General features: G+C 69.5%; 18 protein-coding genes. 5 read left to right on the forward strand and 13 right to left on the reverse strand.

Annotation, left to right across the window (positions count from 1 at the left end):
• Positions 1-165 precede the first annotated feature (165 nt).
• Positions 166-636, reverse strand: a complete 471-nt coding sequence (locus ACFVTC_RS29070) for a hypothetical protein (protein ID WP_390131454.1) — start codon at positions 634-636, stop codon at positions 166-168.
• Positions 637-1271: 635 nt separating this feature from the next.
• On the opposite strand from ACFVTC_RS29070, the gene ACFVTC_RS29075 reads away from it, so the two are divergent.
• Positions 1272-2120: a nitroreductase/quinone reductase family protein gene (locus ACFVTC_RS29075; protein ID WP_390131455.1), complete on the forward strand. Its 849-nt coding sequence runs from the start codon at positions 1272-1274 to the stop codon at positions 2118-2120.
• Positions 2121-2238: 118 nt separating this feature from the next.
• Here the strand turns inward: ACFVTC_RS29075 and ACFVTC_RS29080 are convergent, their stop codons facing one another.
• Entirely contained in the window at positions 2239-4458 is a 2220-nt protein-coding gene (locus ACFVTC_RS29080) for a phosphotransferase family protein (protein ID WP_390131519.1), read from the reverse strand.
• A 187-nt stretch (positions 4459-4645) separates the two neighbouring features.
• Complete coding sequence (locus ACFVTC_RS29085; RefSeq protein WP_390131456.1) at positions 4646-5584, reverse strand: GntR family transcriptional regulator; 939 nt, start codon at positions 5582-5584, stop codon at positions 4646-4648.
• Positions 5585-5753: 169 nt separating this feature from the next.
• Here ACFVTC_RS29085 and ACFVTC_RS29090 point away from each other — a divergent pair, with 169 nt between their 5' ends.
• Positions 5754-5942, forward strand: coding sequence for a hypothetical protein (locus ACFVTC_RS29090; RefSeq protein WP_329288683.1), 189 nt, complete (start codon positions 5754-5756; stop codon positions 5940-5942).
• Between the two features lie 59 nt (positions 5943-6001).
• Here the strand turns inward: ACFVTC_RS29090 and ACFVTC_RS29095 are convergent, their stop codons facing one another.
• Together ACFVTC_RS29095 and ACFVTC_RS29100 are read right to left on the reverse strand one after the other, a co-directional pair.
• Positions 6002-6739, reverse strand: coding sequence for an HAD family hydrolase (locus ACFVTC_RS29095; RefSeq protein ID WP_390131457.1), 738 nt, complete (start codon positions 6737-6739; stop codon positions 6002-6004).
• Complete coding sequence (locus ACFVTC_RS29100) at positions 6739-7617, reverse strand: GntR family transcriptional regulator (RefSeq protein ID WP_390131458.1); 879 nt, start codon at positions 7615-7617, stop codon at positions 6739-6741. The genes ACFVTC_RS29095 and ACFVTC_RS29100 overlap by 1 nt, the downstream gene beginning before the upstream one ends.
• Before the next feature lie 215 nt (positions 7618-7832).
• Here ACFVTC_RS29100 and ACFVTC_RS29105 point away from each other — a divergent pair, with 215 nt between their 5' ends.
• Positions 7833-8021, forward strand: coding sequence for a hypothetical protein (locus tag ACFVTC_RS29105; protein ID WP_168528794.1), 189 nt, complete (start codon positions 7833-7835; stop codon positions 8019-8021).
• A gap of 18 nt (positions 8022-8039) precedes the next feature.
• Here the strand turns inward: ACFVTC_RS29105 and ACFVTC_RS29110 are convergent, their stop codons facing one another.
• Positions 8040-8942 carry a winged helix-turn-helix domain-containing protein gene (locus tag ACFVTC_RS29110; protein WP_390131459.1) on the reverse strand — a complete coding sequence of 301 codons (903 nt, stop codon included), beginning with the start codon at positions 8940-8942 and terminating at the stop codon, positions 8040-8042.
• 222 nt (positions 8943-9164) lie between these two features.
• On the opposite strand from ACFVTC_RS29110, the gene ACFVTC_RS29115 reads away from it, so the two are divergent.
• Positions 9165-9350, forward strand: a complete 186-nt coding sequence (locus ACFVTC_RS29115) for a hypothetical protein (RefSeq protein ID WP_390131460.1) — start codon at positions 9165-9167, stop codon at positions 9348-9350.
• Positions 9351-9654: 304 nt separating this feature from the next.
• Here ACFVTC_RS29115 and ACFVTC_RS29120 read toward each other — a convergent pair whose 3' ends face one another.
• The 3 genes from ACFVTC_RS29120 to ACFVTC_RS29130 all read right to left on the reverse strand — a co-directional run bounded on the left by ACFVTC_RS29120 (position 9655) and on the right by ACFVTC_RS29130 (position 13280).
• Positions 9655-10911, reverse strand: a complete 1257-nt coding sequence (locus ACFVTC_RS29120) for a GNAT family N-acetyltransferase (RefSeq protein ID WP_390131461.1) — start codon at positions 10909-10911, stop codon at positions 9655-9657.
• A gap of 346 nt (positions 10912-11257) precedes the next feature.
• A complete protein-coding gene (locus ACFVTC_RS29125) occupies positions 11258-12343 on the reverse strand; it encodes an asparaginase (protein ID WP_390131462.1) in 1086 nt (361 codons plus the stop codon).
• 166 nt (positions 12344-12509) lie between these two features.
• Positions 12510-13280 carry an AmfC protein gene (locus ACFVTC_RS29130; protein ID WP_390131463.1) on the reverse strand — a complete coding sequence of 257 codons (771 nt, stop codon included), beginning with the start codon at positions 13278-13280 and terminating at the stop codon, positions 12510-12512.
• A gap of 225 nt (positions 13281-13505) precedes the next feature.
• On the opposite strand from ACFVTC_RS29130, the gene dtd reads away from it, so the two are divergent.
• Positions 13506-13931 carry a D-aminoacyl-tRNA deacylase gene (gene dtd / locus ACFVTC_RS29135; RefSeq protein WP_168528800.1) on the forward strand — a complete coding sequence of 142 codons (426 nt, stop codon included), beginning with the start codon at positions 13506-13508 and terminating at the stop codon, positions 13929-13931.
• Positions 13932-14086: 155 nt separating this feature from the next.
• Here the strand turns inward: dtd and ACFVTC_RS29140 are convergent, their stop codons facing one another.
• From ACFVTC_RS29140 to ACFVTC_RS29155, 4 genes are all read right to left on the reverse strand, one after another.
• On the reverse strand, positions 14087-15052 hold the full coding sequence (locus tag ACFVTC_RS29140) for a YgfZ/GcvT domain-containing protein (RefSeq protein ID WP_390131464.1): 966 nt from the start codon (positions 15050-15052) through the stop codon (positions 14087-14089).
• Between the two features lie 94 nt (positions 15053-15146).
• Positions 15147-15569, reverse strand: a complete 423-nt coding sequence (locus ACFVTC_RS29145) for a Fur family transcriptional regulator (RefSeq protein ID WP_153289849.1) — start codon at positions 15567-15569, stop codon at positions 15147-15149.
• A gap of 10 nt (positions 15570-15579) precedes the next feature.
• Positions 15580-15984 (reverse strand): response regulator transcription factor, encoded by a 405-nt coding sequence (locus ACFVTC_RS29150; RefSeq protein ID WP_390131465.1) that lies wholly within the window; start codon positions 15982-15984, stop codon positions 15580-15582.
• Positions 15985-16079: 95 nt separating this feature from the next.
• Positions 16080-16655, reverse strand: coding sequence for an FABP family protein (locus ACFVTC_RS29155; RefSeq protein WP_390131466.1), 576 nt, complete (start codon positions 16653-16655; stop codon positions 16080-16082).
• Positions 16656-16687 lie beyond the last annotated feature (32 nt).

Here is a 16687-nt window from a genome sequence, read left to right on the forward strand (position 1 = left end):
AGGTGGTCCGGCGTGGCCGCACTCGACGGGCGACCGCGTCCCCTCGGAGGAATACACGGAAAGGCGGTGGGAAACACCGGCCGAACCGCATGCTCAGAACCGTGGATTCCACCGCCAGGAAAACGGTCCGGGTGGCCGGATTATCCCGCCACCCGGACCGCGGAATCAGTTGTTGTTGTTGTTGGTGCCACCGCCATTGTTGTTGTTATTGTTGTTGTTGACGATGACCGTAATCTTGAACCCGTCGTCGTCGAAGTCCCAGTCCTTCAGGTCGTAACCGGCGTCGACGTCCTCATCGTCCTTGAAGTCCGCCCAGTCGTCGGCGTCGGAGTGCGCATCGGCCTTTGAGTCCGCCCGGTCGTAACCACCGTCGACGTCCGCATTGTGCTCGAAGTCCGCCCAGTTGTGGCCACCCTCGGCCTCCCCGTCGTCCTCGGGTGCGGCGAAGGCGACGGTTGAGCGGAAGGTCTTGAACGAGTCATGACCTGCGGCTTGCGCCATGGGCGCCGACCAGAGACCCACCATCCCGCCGCCGAGCACGATCAGCACCGCCGCCCTCGCACCCCGGCGGGGGTGACGCGAGGGAGTGCCCTCGACCTGACGCCCGTTGCGCATCACCTTGAGCTTCGGAAACATCTTGCGTCCTCTCTCCTCGCATGGGCGAGGGAACTGTCCGATTGGTTCGAGGATGCAAACGTCGAGCCGCATCCAGCCTCATCACGCTTTCCGTGCGAACTGCATGCGATAACGGTTCGACCTGCGATGTTAGGCCAGATGCTGGCATGTCTGCGACATGCGGCTCAGCACCGATGGCGCTTCTGGAGACCAGGCGATAAAGTAACCGGCCTGAAATTCTCATGACGTTCCGCCGGATCGTCTGACGGGGCTTTTCGGCTTGCCGGACAGGCCACGGACAGACCGGCGGCCCGGCCGCGTGAGCGGCGCGAGCCACCTTCGAGGAGACAGGGAAATTTCGGAACGGCGGCCCGGGGACTGTTCCGTGAAGCCCTCTGCGCACAGTAGCGTTGCGGCCATGACTGCCGGGTCGGCCTCGTGCCGTGAGCGAATGGGTTGCCCGGCCTCCGAGTGAGGCCGGGGCGGTGCAGGGCACCACCCACTCCTTTTCTTCGCGCACTCCGGGACACGGAGTACCGCGCGCCTCCCCCACCCCTTGATTTCCGCAACGCGGGCTTCGCGTGCCCTCGCACGCGCATGGCGCCGCGGCGATCCCCCCTGCCCGAAAACCGCCCGAAGACAGCAGAAAGCAGAGCATGCCCAACGCCTTCAACCAGCAGGTCATCGATGAATTCCGCGCCCGTGCCGGGAAGGTCGGCGGACCTTTCGAGGGAGCCCGACTGCTCCTGCTGACCACCACCGGGGTGCGCACCGGAACCCCGCACACCACCCCCCTCGGCTACTACCCCGACGGCGGCGGCCGGGTCCTCGTCATCGCCTCGGCCGGGGGAGCTCCCAGGCACCCGGACTGGTTCCGCAACCTCGTCGCCGAGCCGCGCGTCCGCGTCGAGAGCGGTGTCTTCACGTACGACGCGCGGGCCGTCGTCCTGGAGGGCGCCGAGCGCGACCGGCTCTTCACCCGGGCGGTGGAGGCCGACCCGGGATGGGCGCGGTACCAGGCGAAGACGGACCGCGTGATCCCCGTCGTCGCACTCCAGGAGATCGCCCAGGACGGTCCGCCGCGCGTGAACGCCGGCTCCGTGAGCGAGGCCCTGAAGGTCGTCCACGACGCCTTCCGACGCGAACTCACCCTCATACGGGCCGAGTTCGCGACCTCCGGCACTCACCTGGGTGCCCAGCTCCGCGTCAACTGCCTCGCCCTCTGCCAGGGCCTGCACCAGCACCACACCGGCGAGGACATCGGTCTCTTCCGTGTCCTCGCCGACCGCCACCCCGAACACGCGCCGCTGCTCGACCGGTTGCGCGGCGAGCACGGGCGGATCGCCGCGCTGGCCGGGGAACTGCGCCGGGTCGTCGGCGAGAAGCACGCCGACCCGGCTCTCGTACTCCCCGAGGTGGTACGCCTCACGGAAGCGCTCGAAGCCCATCTCACCCACGAGGAGGACCAGCTGATCCCGATCCTGGACGCGGCGACCGCCCCCTGAACCGTGGACGCGGCGACCTCGTCGAGCGGGACGAGGTCGCCGGCCGGCACCGGGCCGGCCCCTACGAGCGGGGCGGGCGCCGGCCAGGCGCCGGATGTCCTCCGCGTTCGCGGAACGGTCAGGCTTCCGCGGAGACCCCGGCCGGCCGCCGGCTCCCGCGTTCTTCGCGCGGCAGCGCGCGGGCGAGGTAGGGGTTCGTCGTTCTGCTCGGAAGTCCCAGCGCAGCGATGGCGTCGGCGAGGGTCATCGCGTAGGAGCCGACGGCCCGGCGGACGTTCGGGGCGTCCAGGCTGTCGCCGGTCACCAGTCGGTCGAGGTCCACGTACGCCGAGCGGACCACTTCCATCCAACGGTAGATACGCCAGTCCTCGCGCCAGCCCTTGGTGCAGTCCTCCGGCAGGACACGCTCCCAGCGGGCGAACAGGCGCTCACGGATCTCGGGCCGCGTGGGCGTGAGATGCATGTGCCGCACCAGGTCGTACAGCGGGTCGCCGACGACCGCCATCTCCCAGTCGATGAGCACCAGTCCACCCCGCTCGGCGCGGACCAGGTTCCACGGGTTGAGATCACCGTGCAGGAGCACGGGCCGACGCGGGACCAGTGTGTGGCGGTCGAGGATCTCGCCGAGCCGGTACTCGTCGGGGAGCCCGAGTTCCCGCATCAGGTCCCGGGTCGGCTTGGTCAGTCCATTCACCATGTGGACCAGTTCGTCGCGGAATCCGGGGTAGAGACTCAACCCCTCCCCGTATGGATCCAGCTGGTCGCAGTCGACCGAGGCCAGGGCCCCGAGCTGGTCCACGAGGTCGTCCGCCTCGTAGGGGCGCAGTCCGTCCACGGGGTGATCCGGTGGCCTGAACCCGTCCACCGGCCCTTCGTACGAGTGGATGGTGAACTGTTCCCTCAGGCCGCTGGTGCCCAGGGCGAGCACGCGCGGGGCATGCACGGAGACGTTCGACCGCTCGATGGCTCCGAGGACGGCGTGCTCCTTGAGGAACCTGCGCTCGCGGGCGTTCGCCGCGCCGACCCTCCGACGGACCATGACGGGAAAGTACACGCCCGGCACCCGTACCGCCGTGTTGAGGTGCGCCGTTCCCTTGAACACCCGATCCGCGGACGCGGCCCCCTCCTCGAACAGGGCTTCGCTCACGGCCGCCTTGGAGAGGGACGGGTGCAGAGGGAATCTCTCATCGGCCGTCCAGACGATCCGCTGGCGGGACCAGTGATGTCTGTGCCGGTCTTCGTGGGACTCGTTCCACCGGAAGAGAATGCGCTCGATCGCGGTCTCGTCCGGCACGCTCGCGAGCCGCAGTGGTGCCTCGGCCGCCAGCAGGGCCCGGTGCACCGCGCTGGTCGCGGCATCCAGTTCCTGCTGTCTGACGGAGTCGCCCAGCGACATGGCGGCCCGGATCACATCCGGGTAGACGGACTGGGCACGCTCGAAGGCGACGTAGTTCCTGAGGTCGCGATCGAGACCGTGCACGGCCGCGGGGCGCCGGCGGCCCATCGCCTCACGCCACGCCTCGATCACCTCGGGCCACTGGTAGTCCGGGTACTGCATCCGCACCAGATGCGTGGCGAGGTCGTGCAGCGGGTCGCCGTAACTAGCCAGTTCCCAGTCGACGCAGATCAGGGGCGGGTCGCCGTCGTAGGAGACGATCACGTTGTCCCGGTGCAGGTCGGTGTGGAGCAGGCTGAAGGGGCGACTGACCTGCGCCGGCACCTTCTCGGCGAATCGCACCATCGCGTCCTCGGGAATGCCCAGCATCGCGAAGAGGCCGCCGAATTCGTCCCGGTTGCGCTGTCTGATCTGCTTCTCCGCCGCGAACGCCAAGGCCCGCAGAAAGGCTCTGCCGTCGCGGCTGGAGCGGGGCCAGGACGGGGGCAGCGCCGGTAGATGCCGTCTGCGCACCTGCGTCATGTCCGCGAGGAGATCCGCGAGTACGCGGACCAGACCGGAGTCCAGCGGATTGCCGTTCGGGCAGATGCGCGACAGCGGCATGCCCTCCACATAACTGAGAATCGTCAGATCACGGTGCTTGACCAGGCAACGCGGAACGTGCGGAAGTACGCCGCAGATCGCGTTGAGGATCTCCGCCTCGTCCTGCCAGGTCCTGATGACCACGGGCAGCGCAGAGGGGATACGTTCCCGCACCGTCACCGGCGCACCGTCTTCGCAGGCCACCAGACGGGAGTCGTGTTCCGTGAGCGGCCTCACCATGTAATTCAGATTGTGGTGTCCCCGGCCGAACGATCCGAATGTCTTGGCGTAGCGGACGAAGTGGCGGTACTCCGTGTCCCACGCCTCTTCCAGGGCCGGCGGACCGGGCGGGCCGGACATCAGCGGAACGCCCACGGTCACTCCTGAATGGCTGTGCGTTGTCGCCGATGTTCATGCACCGCGACGAGGGTGAGGACACCCTAGTGGTCGCCCGGGAGCGTGACCGCGCAATCGCTGCGTACTTGAGAGAGAGTTCTACATTCAAGGAGTGCCGCGCTGCTGGAGGCCGCGTGGAATCGGCTTCGGCTCAGGACGGCTGCGCGAGGAGATTCCAGCAGGAATCGAACCAGGCGTGCATGCTCTCCACGAACACCGACCCGGAGGAGTCGGGATCACCCTCGTCGTTGACATGGCGGGTGAGTGTCGATCCCAGGCCCAACACGTCGATGGCGTCGACCTCTGTCTCGGTGTCGGTCTCGTCGTCCATGAGGATCGAGCGTTCCACCACCTCGTACGGCCCGAACAACGCTTCCGCGCCCGGACGCAGATACAGCTTGAACGTCGGGGTGAGCGGCACATACCGGACCTCCACCTGCACGGACGGCACGAGGCCCTCCGTCTGCAGGTCCCGCAGCGCCGAGCGCAACGAGACAGCGTGCCGCCGGGTGATGGTGTGCAGCCGCTCCTGGAGCCGTTCGTTCAACTGGTCCAGTTGCCCGGTCTCTCCCTGTCGCGCCTCCCCTCCCCCGCTCACGGGGCGCTGCGCACGGGGATAGGGGAGTTCGAGTGACTGGGAGGGCAGCAGCATGCGCAGTTCGAGCCGCTCGGGCTGGACCTCACCCAGGCGGACGCGCTCGGCCTGCAGCCGGATGTGGGCGTCCAGGGATTCGGACGTGAGGGTGAACACGTCCAATTGGACGACCGGTTGAGCGAAGGCCCGCGCGATGAAGGTACCCAGGGTCGCGCGCACCCGGGGCGCTTCCCGGTCGGGTACACCGAGGTGTATGGGGCTCTTCACGACGCGTGAGCCGCTGCCCTGCCGGGACTCGATCCAGCCCTCGCCCGACAGTGCTCTCAGGGCCCGCTGGACGGTGTCCCGGGAGACCGTCAACTCCTCGGCCAGGGCCCGCTGGGCCGGGAGTGTGCTGCCCAGGGGATAGACGCCGTTGGCCAGCCGGCCGCGCAGCTCCTCCAGGACACGCCAGAACTCCCTGCCGCCCCCTTCGGTGGTCTGCTCCTCGTCCACACGGCGACCGTACCTCTTTCGGCTGACAAGCAAACCAGTTTCAGTCAAGCAGCGGTTGCCGCTGACCGCCGGTTAAGGGATCAGCCTGGCCGGGAAAACCAATCTCAAGCCAACCAGTCCAATTGGACGGGTAGTTGATCGATTCGCGGAAGTGGACGGGGTGGGACGCATGGTCTTCTTTCAACTGGTCGTCGCCGTGCTGGAATTCGGCACGGCGCAGCTGGTCCGGTCGAGGCTCGGACTGGCCGGACTGCTCGTGCTGACCTGCCTGGTGGTGGGCATACGCGCGGGAAGCGCCCGGCTGGTCTGGTGGTCGGCGGCCCTCTTCTTCCTGCTGACTCTTCAGATGCAGGCCTGAGGTCTCCGGACGAACGCGACCCGGCGCCCTCGCCCTCGTCCGAACCGCACCCGCACCCGTCAGTCCCGCCCTCGAAGCACCCTCAGCACCGGCTCCAGCGATCCCACCACGTCCTCGGCTCCCGCGTCGCGCAGCAGCTTCTCCTTGTACGCGTTGCGCGCGTAGCCGAGGAACGGGACACCGGCCAGCCGCGCGGCCTCGTGGTCGGAGGGGGCGTCGCCGATCATCAGGGCGGCGGAGGGGGCGGCGCCCATCGCGTTCAGCGCGCGGTTGAGGCAGTGCGGGTCCGGCTTGAGCTGGTTCAGGTCCTGCGTGCGGCCGTAGAGGTTGCGGGCGAAGCAGTCGGTGAGGCCGCGGTCCTCGAGATAGCCCGAGACGGTGCGGGCCGAGTTGTTGCTCGCGATGGCCAGCCGCGCGCCCACCGCGCTCCAGGTCCGGATCACCGGATCCGCGTACGGGGTCGGCCATGCGGAGGGCACCGCCATCAGCTCCTGCTGCGTGAGGCGTTCCTCCAGCTCGACCACCAGGTCGCTGTGCGGGTGGCGCCGGTGGACGGCGTACAGGACGACCATCGGATCCGGGTGGGCCCGCTCCTCCTCCGATAGCAGTCCCCGCATTCCCTGGCGTTCGAGCCACTCCACCAGGTCCTTCGCCACGTCCTCCGCCCGGTGCCCCGCGAACAGCCGGCAGATCGGCCCGTCGAAGTCGAAGAGCACGAAACGGGCACGTTCGATCACTTCTCGCAGGTTCTCGGTCTCTGCTGCCACCAGTTCGGTCTGCCTCGTATCAGAAGTCACTAGGAGAGTGTCAGGTCCGTGGTGATGGTTTCCCAGAGGGCATCGAACCACTTCTGGGATTGCTCCACGAACGCGGCGTCCCGCGTACCGGACCGCCTCTCGAAGGAGAAGAGGAGGGAGTTCGAACCCAGGGCGTCGTACATGTCCAGCGTCACGTCGGCCATCTCCTCCTCCCGCCGGGTGACCATGTAGTACGCGAGCAGGGCCTCGACCTCGTTGAGAAGGTACAGCTTCACGGGCGGGGTGAAGGGCAGGGCCCGGAACGTCACCCGCACGTCGATACCGTGCGAGGAGCGCAGGGCGCGGAGGTTGTGCTGGAGGACGTGGACCTGGGCGTTGCGCTGGGCCAGCCAGCGCCCGTGGACCGGGTCGTCGTCGACCCGGCCGTCGACGGAGACCGGGAAGGCCAGGTTGATGTCCCGGGACGGAAGCAGGATGCGGACGTCGATCGACTCGGGGCGCAGGCGGCCCTCGTGGATCAGGCGGACCGGTTCGCCGAGCGCCAGCATGAGGGTCTCCGCGGTCAGACAGGCCGCGTCGATCCGGACGTGCGGCGCCGAGAACGCCTGCGCCAGACGGGGCGCCAGACCGACCATCGTCGTCTGGGGCTCGTCCTGTGCCGGGGCCGGCTCCGCGATCCGGGGCGGGCTCCCCTTGCTGACATTGCTGAGCAGGCCGTCGTCCTGAAGGGCGCGCAGGGCCTGCCGGACGGTCCCCCGCTCGACACCGAACTCCTCCGCCAGCTCGGCCTGCGTGGGCAGACGGTCTCCCGCCTTGAGGTCTCCGGCCCGGATCCGTTCCCTCAGGACGTCGGCGATCTCCTGCGGTGAGAGCCTTCTGCTGCCGTTCACTGCAACGTTCTCCTGGGTCACGACCAAACGTTACAACTCCCACCCATCTACGGGGAGTTGTTTAAAAGTTGTTTATGACTGGCGGCCAAGTGGGGACAACCTAAGCATAGTTGGCAGCCAACTTGGTCAAGTTGGCGGAAGTTTTGCCTCCCTCGTCGAGCCGGCTGCCGCAGCTCCCCGGACTCACCCCCCGCACACCCCAGAGGAACCACCACGCCACAGTAGAAGCAGGAGAACCGCCCATGCCCGCCATCGCCCTTCTCTCCGCCCTCTTCGTCGTCGGCTTCGACCAGTTCGTCCAGTGGCAGTACGGCACGACCGGCGTCGTCGGTCTGCTGCTGCTCACCGTCGGGGTCAAGGCGAAGAGCCCCACCTGCAGCTCCATCGGGGCGGTCGTCCTCGCCCTGCTGGTGGCCGGCCCCGCCCTGTGAGCCCCCGCCGGGAGACGCTCAGCCCGAAAGCAGCAGCTCGGAGCTGATGGTCTCCCACAGCGCGTCGAACCACCGACGGGACTGTTCCACGAACGTGGTGTCCCTCAGCCCGGCTCCTTGCGCGAACGGGAAGAGCATCGACTGCGTGCCCTGGACGTCGTACATCTCCAGGTACTCGTGGTCGACCTCCTCCTCGCGCCTGGCCAGGGTGTAGTACGCGAAGAGCGCTTCGGTGCCGTTGAGCAGGTACAGCTTCACGGGCGGCGTGAAGGGCAGCGCGCGGAAGGCGACGTTGACGTCGATGCCGTGCGTGGCGCGCAGGGCGAGCAGGTTGTGGCGCAGCACCTGACCCTGGGCGTTGCGGTTGGTGAGCCAGTTGCGCTGGAGCCGTCCCGAGGCCGAGGCGTCCACCGGGGCCGGGAAGGCCAGGTCGATGTCGCTGCTGGGGAGCAGGACGCGCACGTCCACCCTGGCTGGTTTTATACGGCCCGCGTGAATTTGCCGGAGGGGCTCGCCCATGGCAAGGGTGAGCGAAATCGAGGTCAGACAGAGCGCGTCGATCTCCACGTGCCCGGCCCCGAAGGCGGCCGTGATCCGGCCGCCCAGTGCCACCGTGGTGGGCTGCGGTGAGGCTTCCGGGCCGGTCGGAGCCCGTTCCAGGGTGTCGGCGACGGTGGCCGGGCTCCCCTTGGACATGTTGACGAGCAGATGCTCCGACTGCAGGATGCGCAGCGCCTGACGGACGGCCCCGCGCTCGACGCCGAACTCGTCGGCCAGCTTGGCCTGCGTGGGCATGCGCTGGCCCGGCCGCAGCTTGCCGGACCTGATCCGGCTCCGCAGTTCGTCGGCCACCTCACGGTGTGACCTCTGTGGCCGTGGTGACCTGTTCCGCCCATGGGCGGGGGCGTGTTCCGGCTCCACGACCGAACACTACAACTTCACGCCATCTTTGGGCAGTTGAAGGATAGGTGGTTATGAGTCGACCCAACGCGGAGATAACTATGAGTGAGTTGGTTGCCAACTTAAGCAACATGGTCAAACTTCCCGAGGGGTTGGCTGCCAGAGTCGCCCAAGCACACGTTCGATCGACCAGGTGGACGGTCCCAGCGGGGTCCGCCTCGCCGTCCCGAAGGAGGGACCGTCATGCCGCTCATCGCCCTCGCCGTCGCCGCCCTCGCCATCGGATTCGAACAGATCATCCAGTGGAGGTACGGGCCGATGGGCCTCATCGCCTTCGCCGTACTGACCGTCGGCCTCAAGGCCAGGAACACCACCATCAGCGGCATCGGGGCCGTGATCCTCGTCCTGCTGCTCTCCCAGTCCGGCTGACCGGGCCACCGTCCGGCAGTCCGGCTGACCGGGTTCTCCTCCGGAGGGGAGCCGGGAGCTCGGTCAGTCCGCACGACGCACCACCGCACGACGAAAAACAACCACAACCGCAGTGCTACGGATCACCATCACGCACGAAGCACGATCACGCACGAAGAACCGGAACCCGGAAACCCAGAACCCGGAACACGAGCGCGAGCACGAGCACGAGCAGCACGAGCGAGTACGAGCGCGAGCACGGAACCCGGTACGGGACGCCGCGGCCACAGGGAGGAGCAGGAGTCGGGCCAGTAGAACGCGGGACTCAGAAGATGTCCGGGCACCACGGTCGCCTGGACGTGCGGAGCAGGGCGTCGGCCACGGAGGCGGCGCCCTCTCGTTCTTCCCGCACCCGCCCGAGCGCGGCGAGCCGCACCGCCGACGCCTCGCCGAGCCACAGGGCCGACAGCTCACGCACGTCCAGAGTGAGGTCGGCGCCCTGTCCGGTCGGAGCGCACACCGCCCCGTCCGGGCCCACGTCCAGCCGGTAGCGCCCGGCGGACAGTCCGTCCCCGTCGGTGACGTCCAGGACGAGGGTCCCCGAGCCCGCGTACGTACGCGCCTCCATCGCCCGTACGACGTCCAGGATGCGCACCCACAGCCAGTCCGCCTGGGTGGTGATACGGGCGGCGCGCGGATCAGGCAGGAAGTCCGGCAGCAGGTCGTCGGGGGCCCGCCACCCGGACTTGACCTGGGTGATCCAGTCGATCGAGCAGAGGTAGTGCCACAGGGCACGCTCGGCGGCGGGGGTCACCCCGATCAGCCATTTCACGGTCGCCGTGTTCAGCGGCTGCTTCGCGTCGCCCCAGTTGTCGTCCGACCTGTAGGCGACCAGGCCCTCCGCCTCGCCGTCCGCCGAGCGGTACACGGCGTGGAACGGCTCGGTCCACGTGGCGCCGTCCAGCTTCAGCGCGCCGGTGTTCACCTGCCACCAGCGCTCCACACGGCTCACCACCCCCGGCTGGACGCGGCTGAGCCGGGCGTGCAGTTCCGGACCGGTCTTCCGTACCTCCTCACCGTCCACCAGGTCGATGCGGCCACCGTCGGCCGGGCCCGACCAGCGGCGGTCGAGGCCGGTCCTGGGGACGTCGACGGTCCACTGGGTGGCGGAGGTGGCGGGGCCGAAGCCGTACCGCCCGTAGATCGGGTACTCCGCGGCGATCAGCGTGGCGACCACGTCGCCCCGCTCCTTCGCGGCCGTGAGGGCGGTGCCCATCATCCGGGTGAGGAGGCCGCGGCGGCGGTGGGTGGCGGTGACGGAGACGTTCGTGATCGCTTCGGCGGGGACGTGCGCGCCGCCCACGGTGGTGAGCCGCTGCGGGAACGAGCGGAAGGTCGCGACGCATCGGCCGGCGTCGAAGGCGCCGAGCGTGCGGGGCAGGAGCATGTACGAGCCGCGGTCGGCCGTCTCCTGCTCCGAGACGGCCGGGGAACGCAGGAACCCCGTGTTCAGCGCGCGGATCCAGTCGGGGATCTCGGTCTCGGTGATCGGTCGTACGTCTATTCCATCGCGGCGGCTCATGGGGGCACGCTAGGTGTTCACGACCGGGGCTGTCGCGGGTTTTTCTCGCCCCCGCCGCCCCTTCCCGACCCGTCCCGTACCTGGAGGGGCTCGGCCCCCGGACCCCCGCCAAGGGGCTGCGCCCCCTTGACCCCCGCCTTCGCCCGAAGGACTCGTCCTCGAACGCCGGACGGGCTGAGAATCCGCGGCCCAGGCCCGCGCCATCAGCCCGCCCGGCGGTCCGGGGGCGGAGCCCCGGGAACGGGGGCGGAGCCCCGGGAACGGGATGATGGGGGTCCCCCTGCTCGAGCGAAGCCGGGAGCTTGGGGGAGGGTACGGGCGGCGGGGGCCGAGAAACCCCCGTCGGTCAGAACGTGGCGCGGATCTCGCCGACCTCCGCGCTCCCGCCCATGAGCGGAGCGCGTCCGATCCTCGGCAGGACCGGCGCGTCCAGGCCCAACCGGGCCAGCGTGCGCGCCAGCACGGGACCCAGCGCCCGGCCACCACCGTCGTCGATCTTGAAGGCGAAGGCGCGGCCGTCGGGCAGGGCCACCGCCTGGACGGCCTCCGCACCCATCTTGGACAGCACCCCGGGCATCTCCCGCATCAGCCACGTGTCGGGCCGCCGCGTACCGGCGACGTACTCGGGATGGGCCCGCATCGCATCGGCCACCCGCCGCTCCGCGGAACCCGGCGCGGCGGCGACGAAGGAGCGGAACGCCCGCGCCAGCCCGGTGAGGGTGAGAGCCATCAGCGGCGCCCCGCACCCGTCCGTACCGACCGCCGCCACCCGCTCCCCCGCCGCCTCCTCGACCACGGTGTGGATGAGTCGCTGGAGGGGGTGAGCGGGGTCGAGGTAGGACTCCATCGGCCAGCCCCGCTGCAAGCACACGGCGAGCATCGCCGTGTGCTTGCCGGAACAGTTCATGGTGACCCGGTCGCGCACACCGCCGGCGGCGAGATAGGTCTCCGCCTCCACCGGGTCCAGCGGCAGGTCCGGCGGGCACTGCAACAGCTCGGCGCTCAGCCCGTGCTCGTCCAGCATCTTCCGCACGAGATCGAGGTGGAAGGTCTCCCCGGAGTGGCTGGCGGCGGCGAGGGCCAGCCGTTCACCGGTCAGGTCCAGACCGGCCCGCAGCACCCCGGCCGCCTGCATCGGTTTGTTCGAGGAACGCGGAAAGACCGGTGTGTCCACGTCGCCGAGCGCCCATTCCACCGACCCGTCCGCGGCCAGCACCACCAGGCTGCCCCGATGGTGCCCCTCGACGAATCCCGAACGGACGACCTCGGCCAGAACGGGAAGGTCCGGAGGGGTCCGGAGCGGCTGTGGGGCCCGGAGCCCTTGGCCGGCCTCACCGGCCGTGCCCTCCGGGTGGACCCGCGGGACCGAGGAGACCGAAGCGATCGAGGGGGACGACGGGGGTATGGAGGGGTCTGCGGGGGCGGCGGACATCGGCGGTGGCCTTCCGGGACGGGACCCGCGCGTGATCGGACCGGGACGCCGCACCGGGGGATGTCCCGGATGCCGCCGGCCGAGCGCCGCGACCGCGTCCCCGGGCCGTTCCCGGTGCGGCCGCAGCGACCACCGCACACCCCCGGGATCGCCGGGGGCCACCGCGTCACATGAGCAGGTCGTCTACTTGTGCTTCCCCATCACGGTACCTGCGGGCGATCTCGGCGCTGCAATCGTCGGCCGTCCGCTGGAGCCGCTGGCGGCGCCGGGAGACCTGCTGCTCGTAGCGCACCAGCCGCCCCATTCCCTCGATCAGCTCCTCGTCCGTACGGGCCTCCAGGTCCGACAGCTCCACCTCGGAGAGCATGTCGGAGGCGAGCCGGCGGTACTCCTCGCCGTGCGGTGTGCCCACCGTCACATGGCGGGCCGAGGACCGGTGCCGGGCCGGCGCGTCCGTCAGGATCTCCGGGAGCCGGTCCACGACCGAGGGCTCCCCCACCGCCCCGCGCCCCACGGCCGAAGCCGTGGACGCGGACGGGGATGTGGATGAGGACGGGGATGTGGACGAGGATGAGGACGGGGAATCGGACGATCCTTGCGAGTCGCCTCCCTCACCCTCACCCGCACCGGAGCCCGCGCGGGGCGCCCGCATACCCCCGCGTCGCGCCAGCTCCGCCCGCAGGATGTCGATACGGCCCTGGAGCAGCCGTCGCACGTAGCTGAGGTCGGCCTCGTCGCGCTGGGCGTCGCGCCGCAGGGTCCGCAGTTCGGGCAGTCGCGGCAGGGTCAGATCGGGCTGGGGCGGGTCCGGGCGCAGCGGACTGTCGGTGCGCTGCGCGGGAGGGCGATGGGCTCCCGCACGACCGCCTCCCGTCCGTGGATTCGTCCGGGTCAATGACACGACTCCGGGCGGCTGCCCGGTACTCGGTGTGCTCATGTGCCTCTTCCGTCCCCTCAACCGGCGCGGTCCACCCCACGGTTGCACCGCAACACACGCATCGTGCCACCCCAAGTGGACGCTATGTGACCGAGTGCCCCTGATCGGACCTAGATGGGGGGTTAAGGATAAAAAAAGAAACCCCAAAGGGCACCCCGGGCACCTTCGGAGGACTTCGCGGGACCCTCCGGAGCGGTCTTCGCCGCGCACGGCATGATGGTCTCCATGCGTGCGGTGGTGCAGAGGGTGGACGGCGCGAGCGTCGTCGTGGACGGCGAGACGGTCGGGGCGATCGACGGCGAGGGCCTGTGCGTGCTCGTCGGCGTCACGCACGACGACACCAAGGAGAAGGCGGCCCAACTGGCCCGCAAACTCTGGTCGATCCGCATGCTGGACGACGAGAAGTCGTGCAGCGACGTCGACGCGCCGCTGCTCGTGATCAGCCAGTTCACGCTGTACGGCGACGCGCGCAAGGGCCGCCGCCCCACCTGGAACGCGGCGGCCCCGGGCGACGTCGCCGAGCCCCTCGTGGACGAGGTCGTCGCCCAGCTCCGCGCACTGGGCGCGACGGTGGCGACGGGCCGTTTCGGCGCCCGGATGCGCGTGTCCCTCACCAACGACGGCCCGTTCACCGTCGTCGTCGACATGTGACGACTGCCGGCGGATGACGGCCGTCGACGGGTGACGAGCGTCCGCCGGCGGGTGACGAGCGTCGACGGGTCACGAACGTCCGCCGGCGGGTCACGAACGTCCGCCGGCGGGTGACGGCCGTCGACGGGTGACGAGTGCCGGCTGACGAGTGCCGGCTACGGCTCGACGACGACCTCCTGCGCCGCGGCCGTGGTGTCCGCGAGCAGCGGCGCATCGAGCGGTACGTTCCGCTTCACCAGCGCCAGCGCGATCGGGCCGAGCTCGTGATGCCGTACGGCGGTGGTGATGAACCCGATCTTCCGGCCGTCGGGGCCGTCGCCCGCCAGGCGGAGTTCGGCGCCGTGCGGCGGAAGGTGGACCTCGCTGCCGTCCAGGTGCAGGAAGACCAGCCGGCGCGGGGGCTTGCCCAGGTTATGCACCCGGGCCACCGTCTCCTGGCCCCGGTAGCAGCCCTTCTGCAGATGCACGGCGCTGCCGATCCAGCCCAGCTCGTGCGGGATGGTGCGGTGGTCGGTCTCGAAGCCGAGGCGCGGGCGGTGGTGTTCGACGCGCAGCGCCTCGTACGCGAGCAGCCCGGCAGCCGGACCGGCCTTCTCCGCGTACGACTCCAGGTCCGTGCGCGGCAGGAGGAGGTCACGCCCGTACGGCGTCTCGCGGACGACGACGCCCTCGGGGACCTCGGCGATCGAACCCGCGGGCAGGTGCACGACCGCGAAGTCACCGGTGCGGTCGGCGACTTCGACTCGGTAGAAGAACTTCATGGACTCCAGGTACGCGAGCAGCGCGTCCTGGGTGCCGGGCTCCACGTGGGCCCAGGTCGTGGTGCCGTCGTCCACGAGGTACAGCGCGTGTTCGATATGGCCGTGCGCGGAGAGGATCAGCGCCTCGGTGGCACGCCCCACCGGGAGGTCCGTGACGTGCTGGGTGAGCAGCAGGTGCAGCCAGCTCAGCCGGTCCTCGCCGGTGACGGCGACGACGCCGCGGTGCGAGAGATCCACGAAGCCGGTGCCGTCGGCGAGGGCGCGCTGTTCACGGAACAGGTCGCCGTAGTGGGCGGCGACGTCTTCGTCCACGCCTTCGGCGGGGACCGCGCCGGGCAGGGCCAGGAGGGGGCTCTTCATATCCACACAGCCTACGACCCGGCAGCAGCCGAATTTATTTCTCATTTCCCGGAAGCAGTGCTTCCGGCCCCCGGCCGGCCACCGCGCCCGGCCCCTACTTCTTGGCCGCGCAGTCCTCGCAGCGGCCGAAGATCGCGAAGTGCTTCATGTCCGTCTCGAAACCGAAGGTGTCGCGGAGCTTCGCGGTGAACTCCGCGGCGACCGAGATGTCGGCCTCGATGACGTTCGTGCAGTCCCGGCACACCAGGTGGATGTGGTGGTGGCGGTCGGCCAGGTGGTACGTCGGCGCGCCGTGCCCGAGGTGTGCGTGGCTGACCAGGTCCAGCTCCTCGAGCAGCTCCAGCGTCCTGTAGACCGTCGAGATGTTGACACCGGAAGCCGTTTTGCGCACCTCGACCAGGATGTCGTCCGGGGTCGCGTGCTCCAGGGTGTCCACGGCTTCGAGCACAAGCTGCCGCTGCGGAGTCAGCCGGTAACCGCGCTGCCGCAGATCGCTCTTCCAGTCGGTGCCTACCACGCCGCCCAGTCTAGGCGGCCAGGATCTCCCTGACGCGTGTCACGACGTTCTCCAGGCTGAAGGGCTTGGGGAGGAGGACCACCGGGACCTCGCGGCCGGCGTCGCGCAGGATGCGGGCGACGTCCGCGCCGTCGAAGTCCGGGAGGCGTACGTCGAGCACCACGAGGTCGGGGGTGTCGGCGTACGCGGTGTTCAGCGCGGCGACGCCGGTGCCGACCGCGGTGACGGCGAAGCCCGCCAGCCGGAAGGTCTCGGTGAGCAGCTCGCGGACGTCCTGCTCGTCGTCGACGACGAGCACCCGGGCGGGAGCGGCCGCGGGTACCGGAGCCGGTACGGGAGCAGGCGCGACGGCACGCGCGGATACGGGTGCGGCTGGGTTCGGGGGTACTTCGGGAACGAGAGCGGGGCCGGTCACCCTCGTAGAGTTACCGGCCCCACATCAGAGAAGCGTGAACTTTCCCTGTACATCGCTTGAGAGAGTCGCGACCGGCGCCGCGACCGGCGACGGGCCTACTTGAAGAACGCGATCCCGTCGTCCGGCATGTCGTCCGGGAGGGCCTTGGCCCAGCGCTCGACGTCCTCCGGGGTGACGACCTTCTTCAGGTGCGCGGACATGTAGGGGCGCAGCTCGACCTCGGGGGTCTGCTTCTCGCCGACCCACATCAGGTCGCTCTTCACATAGCCGTACAGACGCTTGCCGCCGGTGTACGGACCGGACGCGGCCGTTCGCGCCACCGCGTCCGTGACCAGGTCGATCTGCGGCTTCTTGTCGGCCAGGTCGCCGTACCAGATCTCGACGACACCGTCGTCGCGGGTCATGACGACCTCGACCTTGCGGCGGGCGTCGATGCGCCAGAAGCCCGACTCGGACTCCAGCGGCCGGACCTTGTTCCCGTCGGCGTCGAGCACCCAGGTGTGCGAGTGGTACTCGAGGAAGTCGCGCCCGTCGTGGCTGAAGGTGACCTCCTGCCCGAAGTTGCACTTCTCGGAGCCGGGGAAGTCGTGGACACCCGCGCCGGCCCAGTTGCCGAGCAGGAAGGCAAGGGGGAGCAGGTCCTTGTGGAGGTCGGACGGGATCTCGATCATGAGCAGCTTTTCGTCGTCGACGTCAGAGGCGG

Origin of the sequence: Streptomyces sp. NPDC057950 (genome assembly GCF_042887295.1) — a bacterium.
GTDB classification, from domain to species: Bacteria; Actinomycetota; Actinomycetes; order Streptomycetales; family Streptomycetaceae; genus Streptomyces; species Streptomyces kaempferi.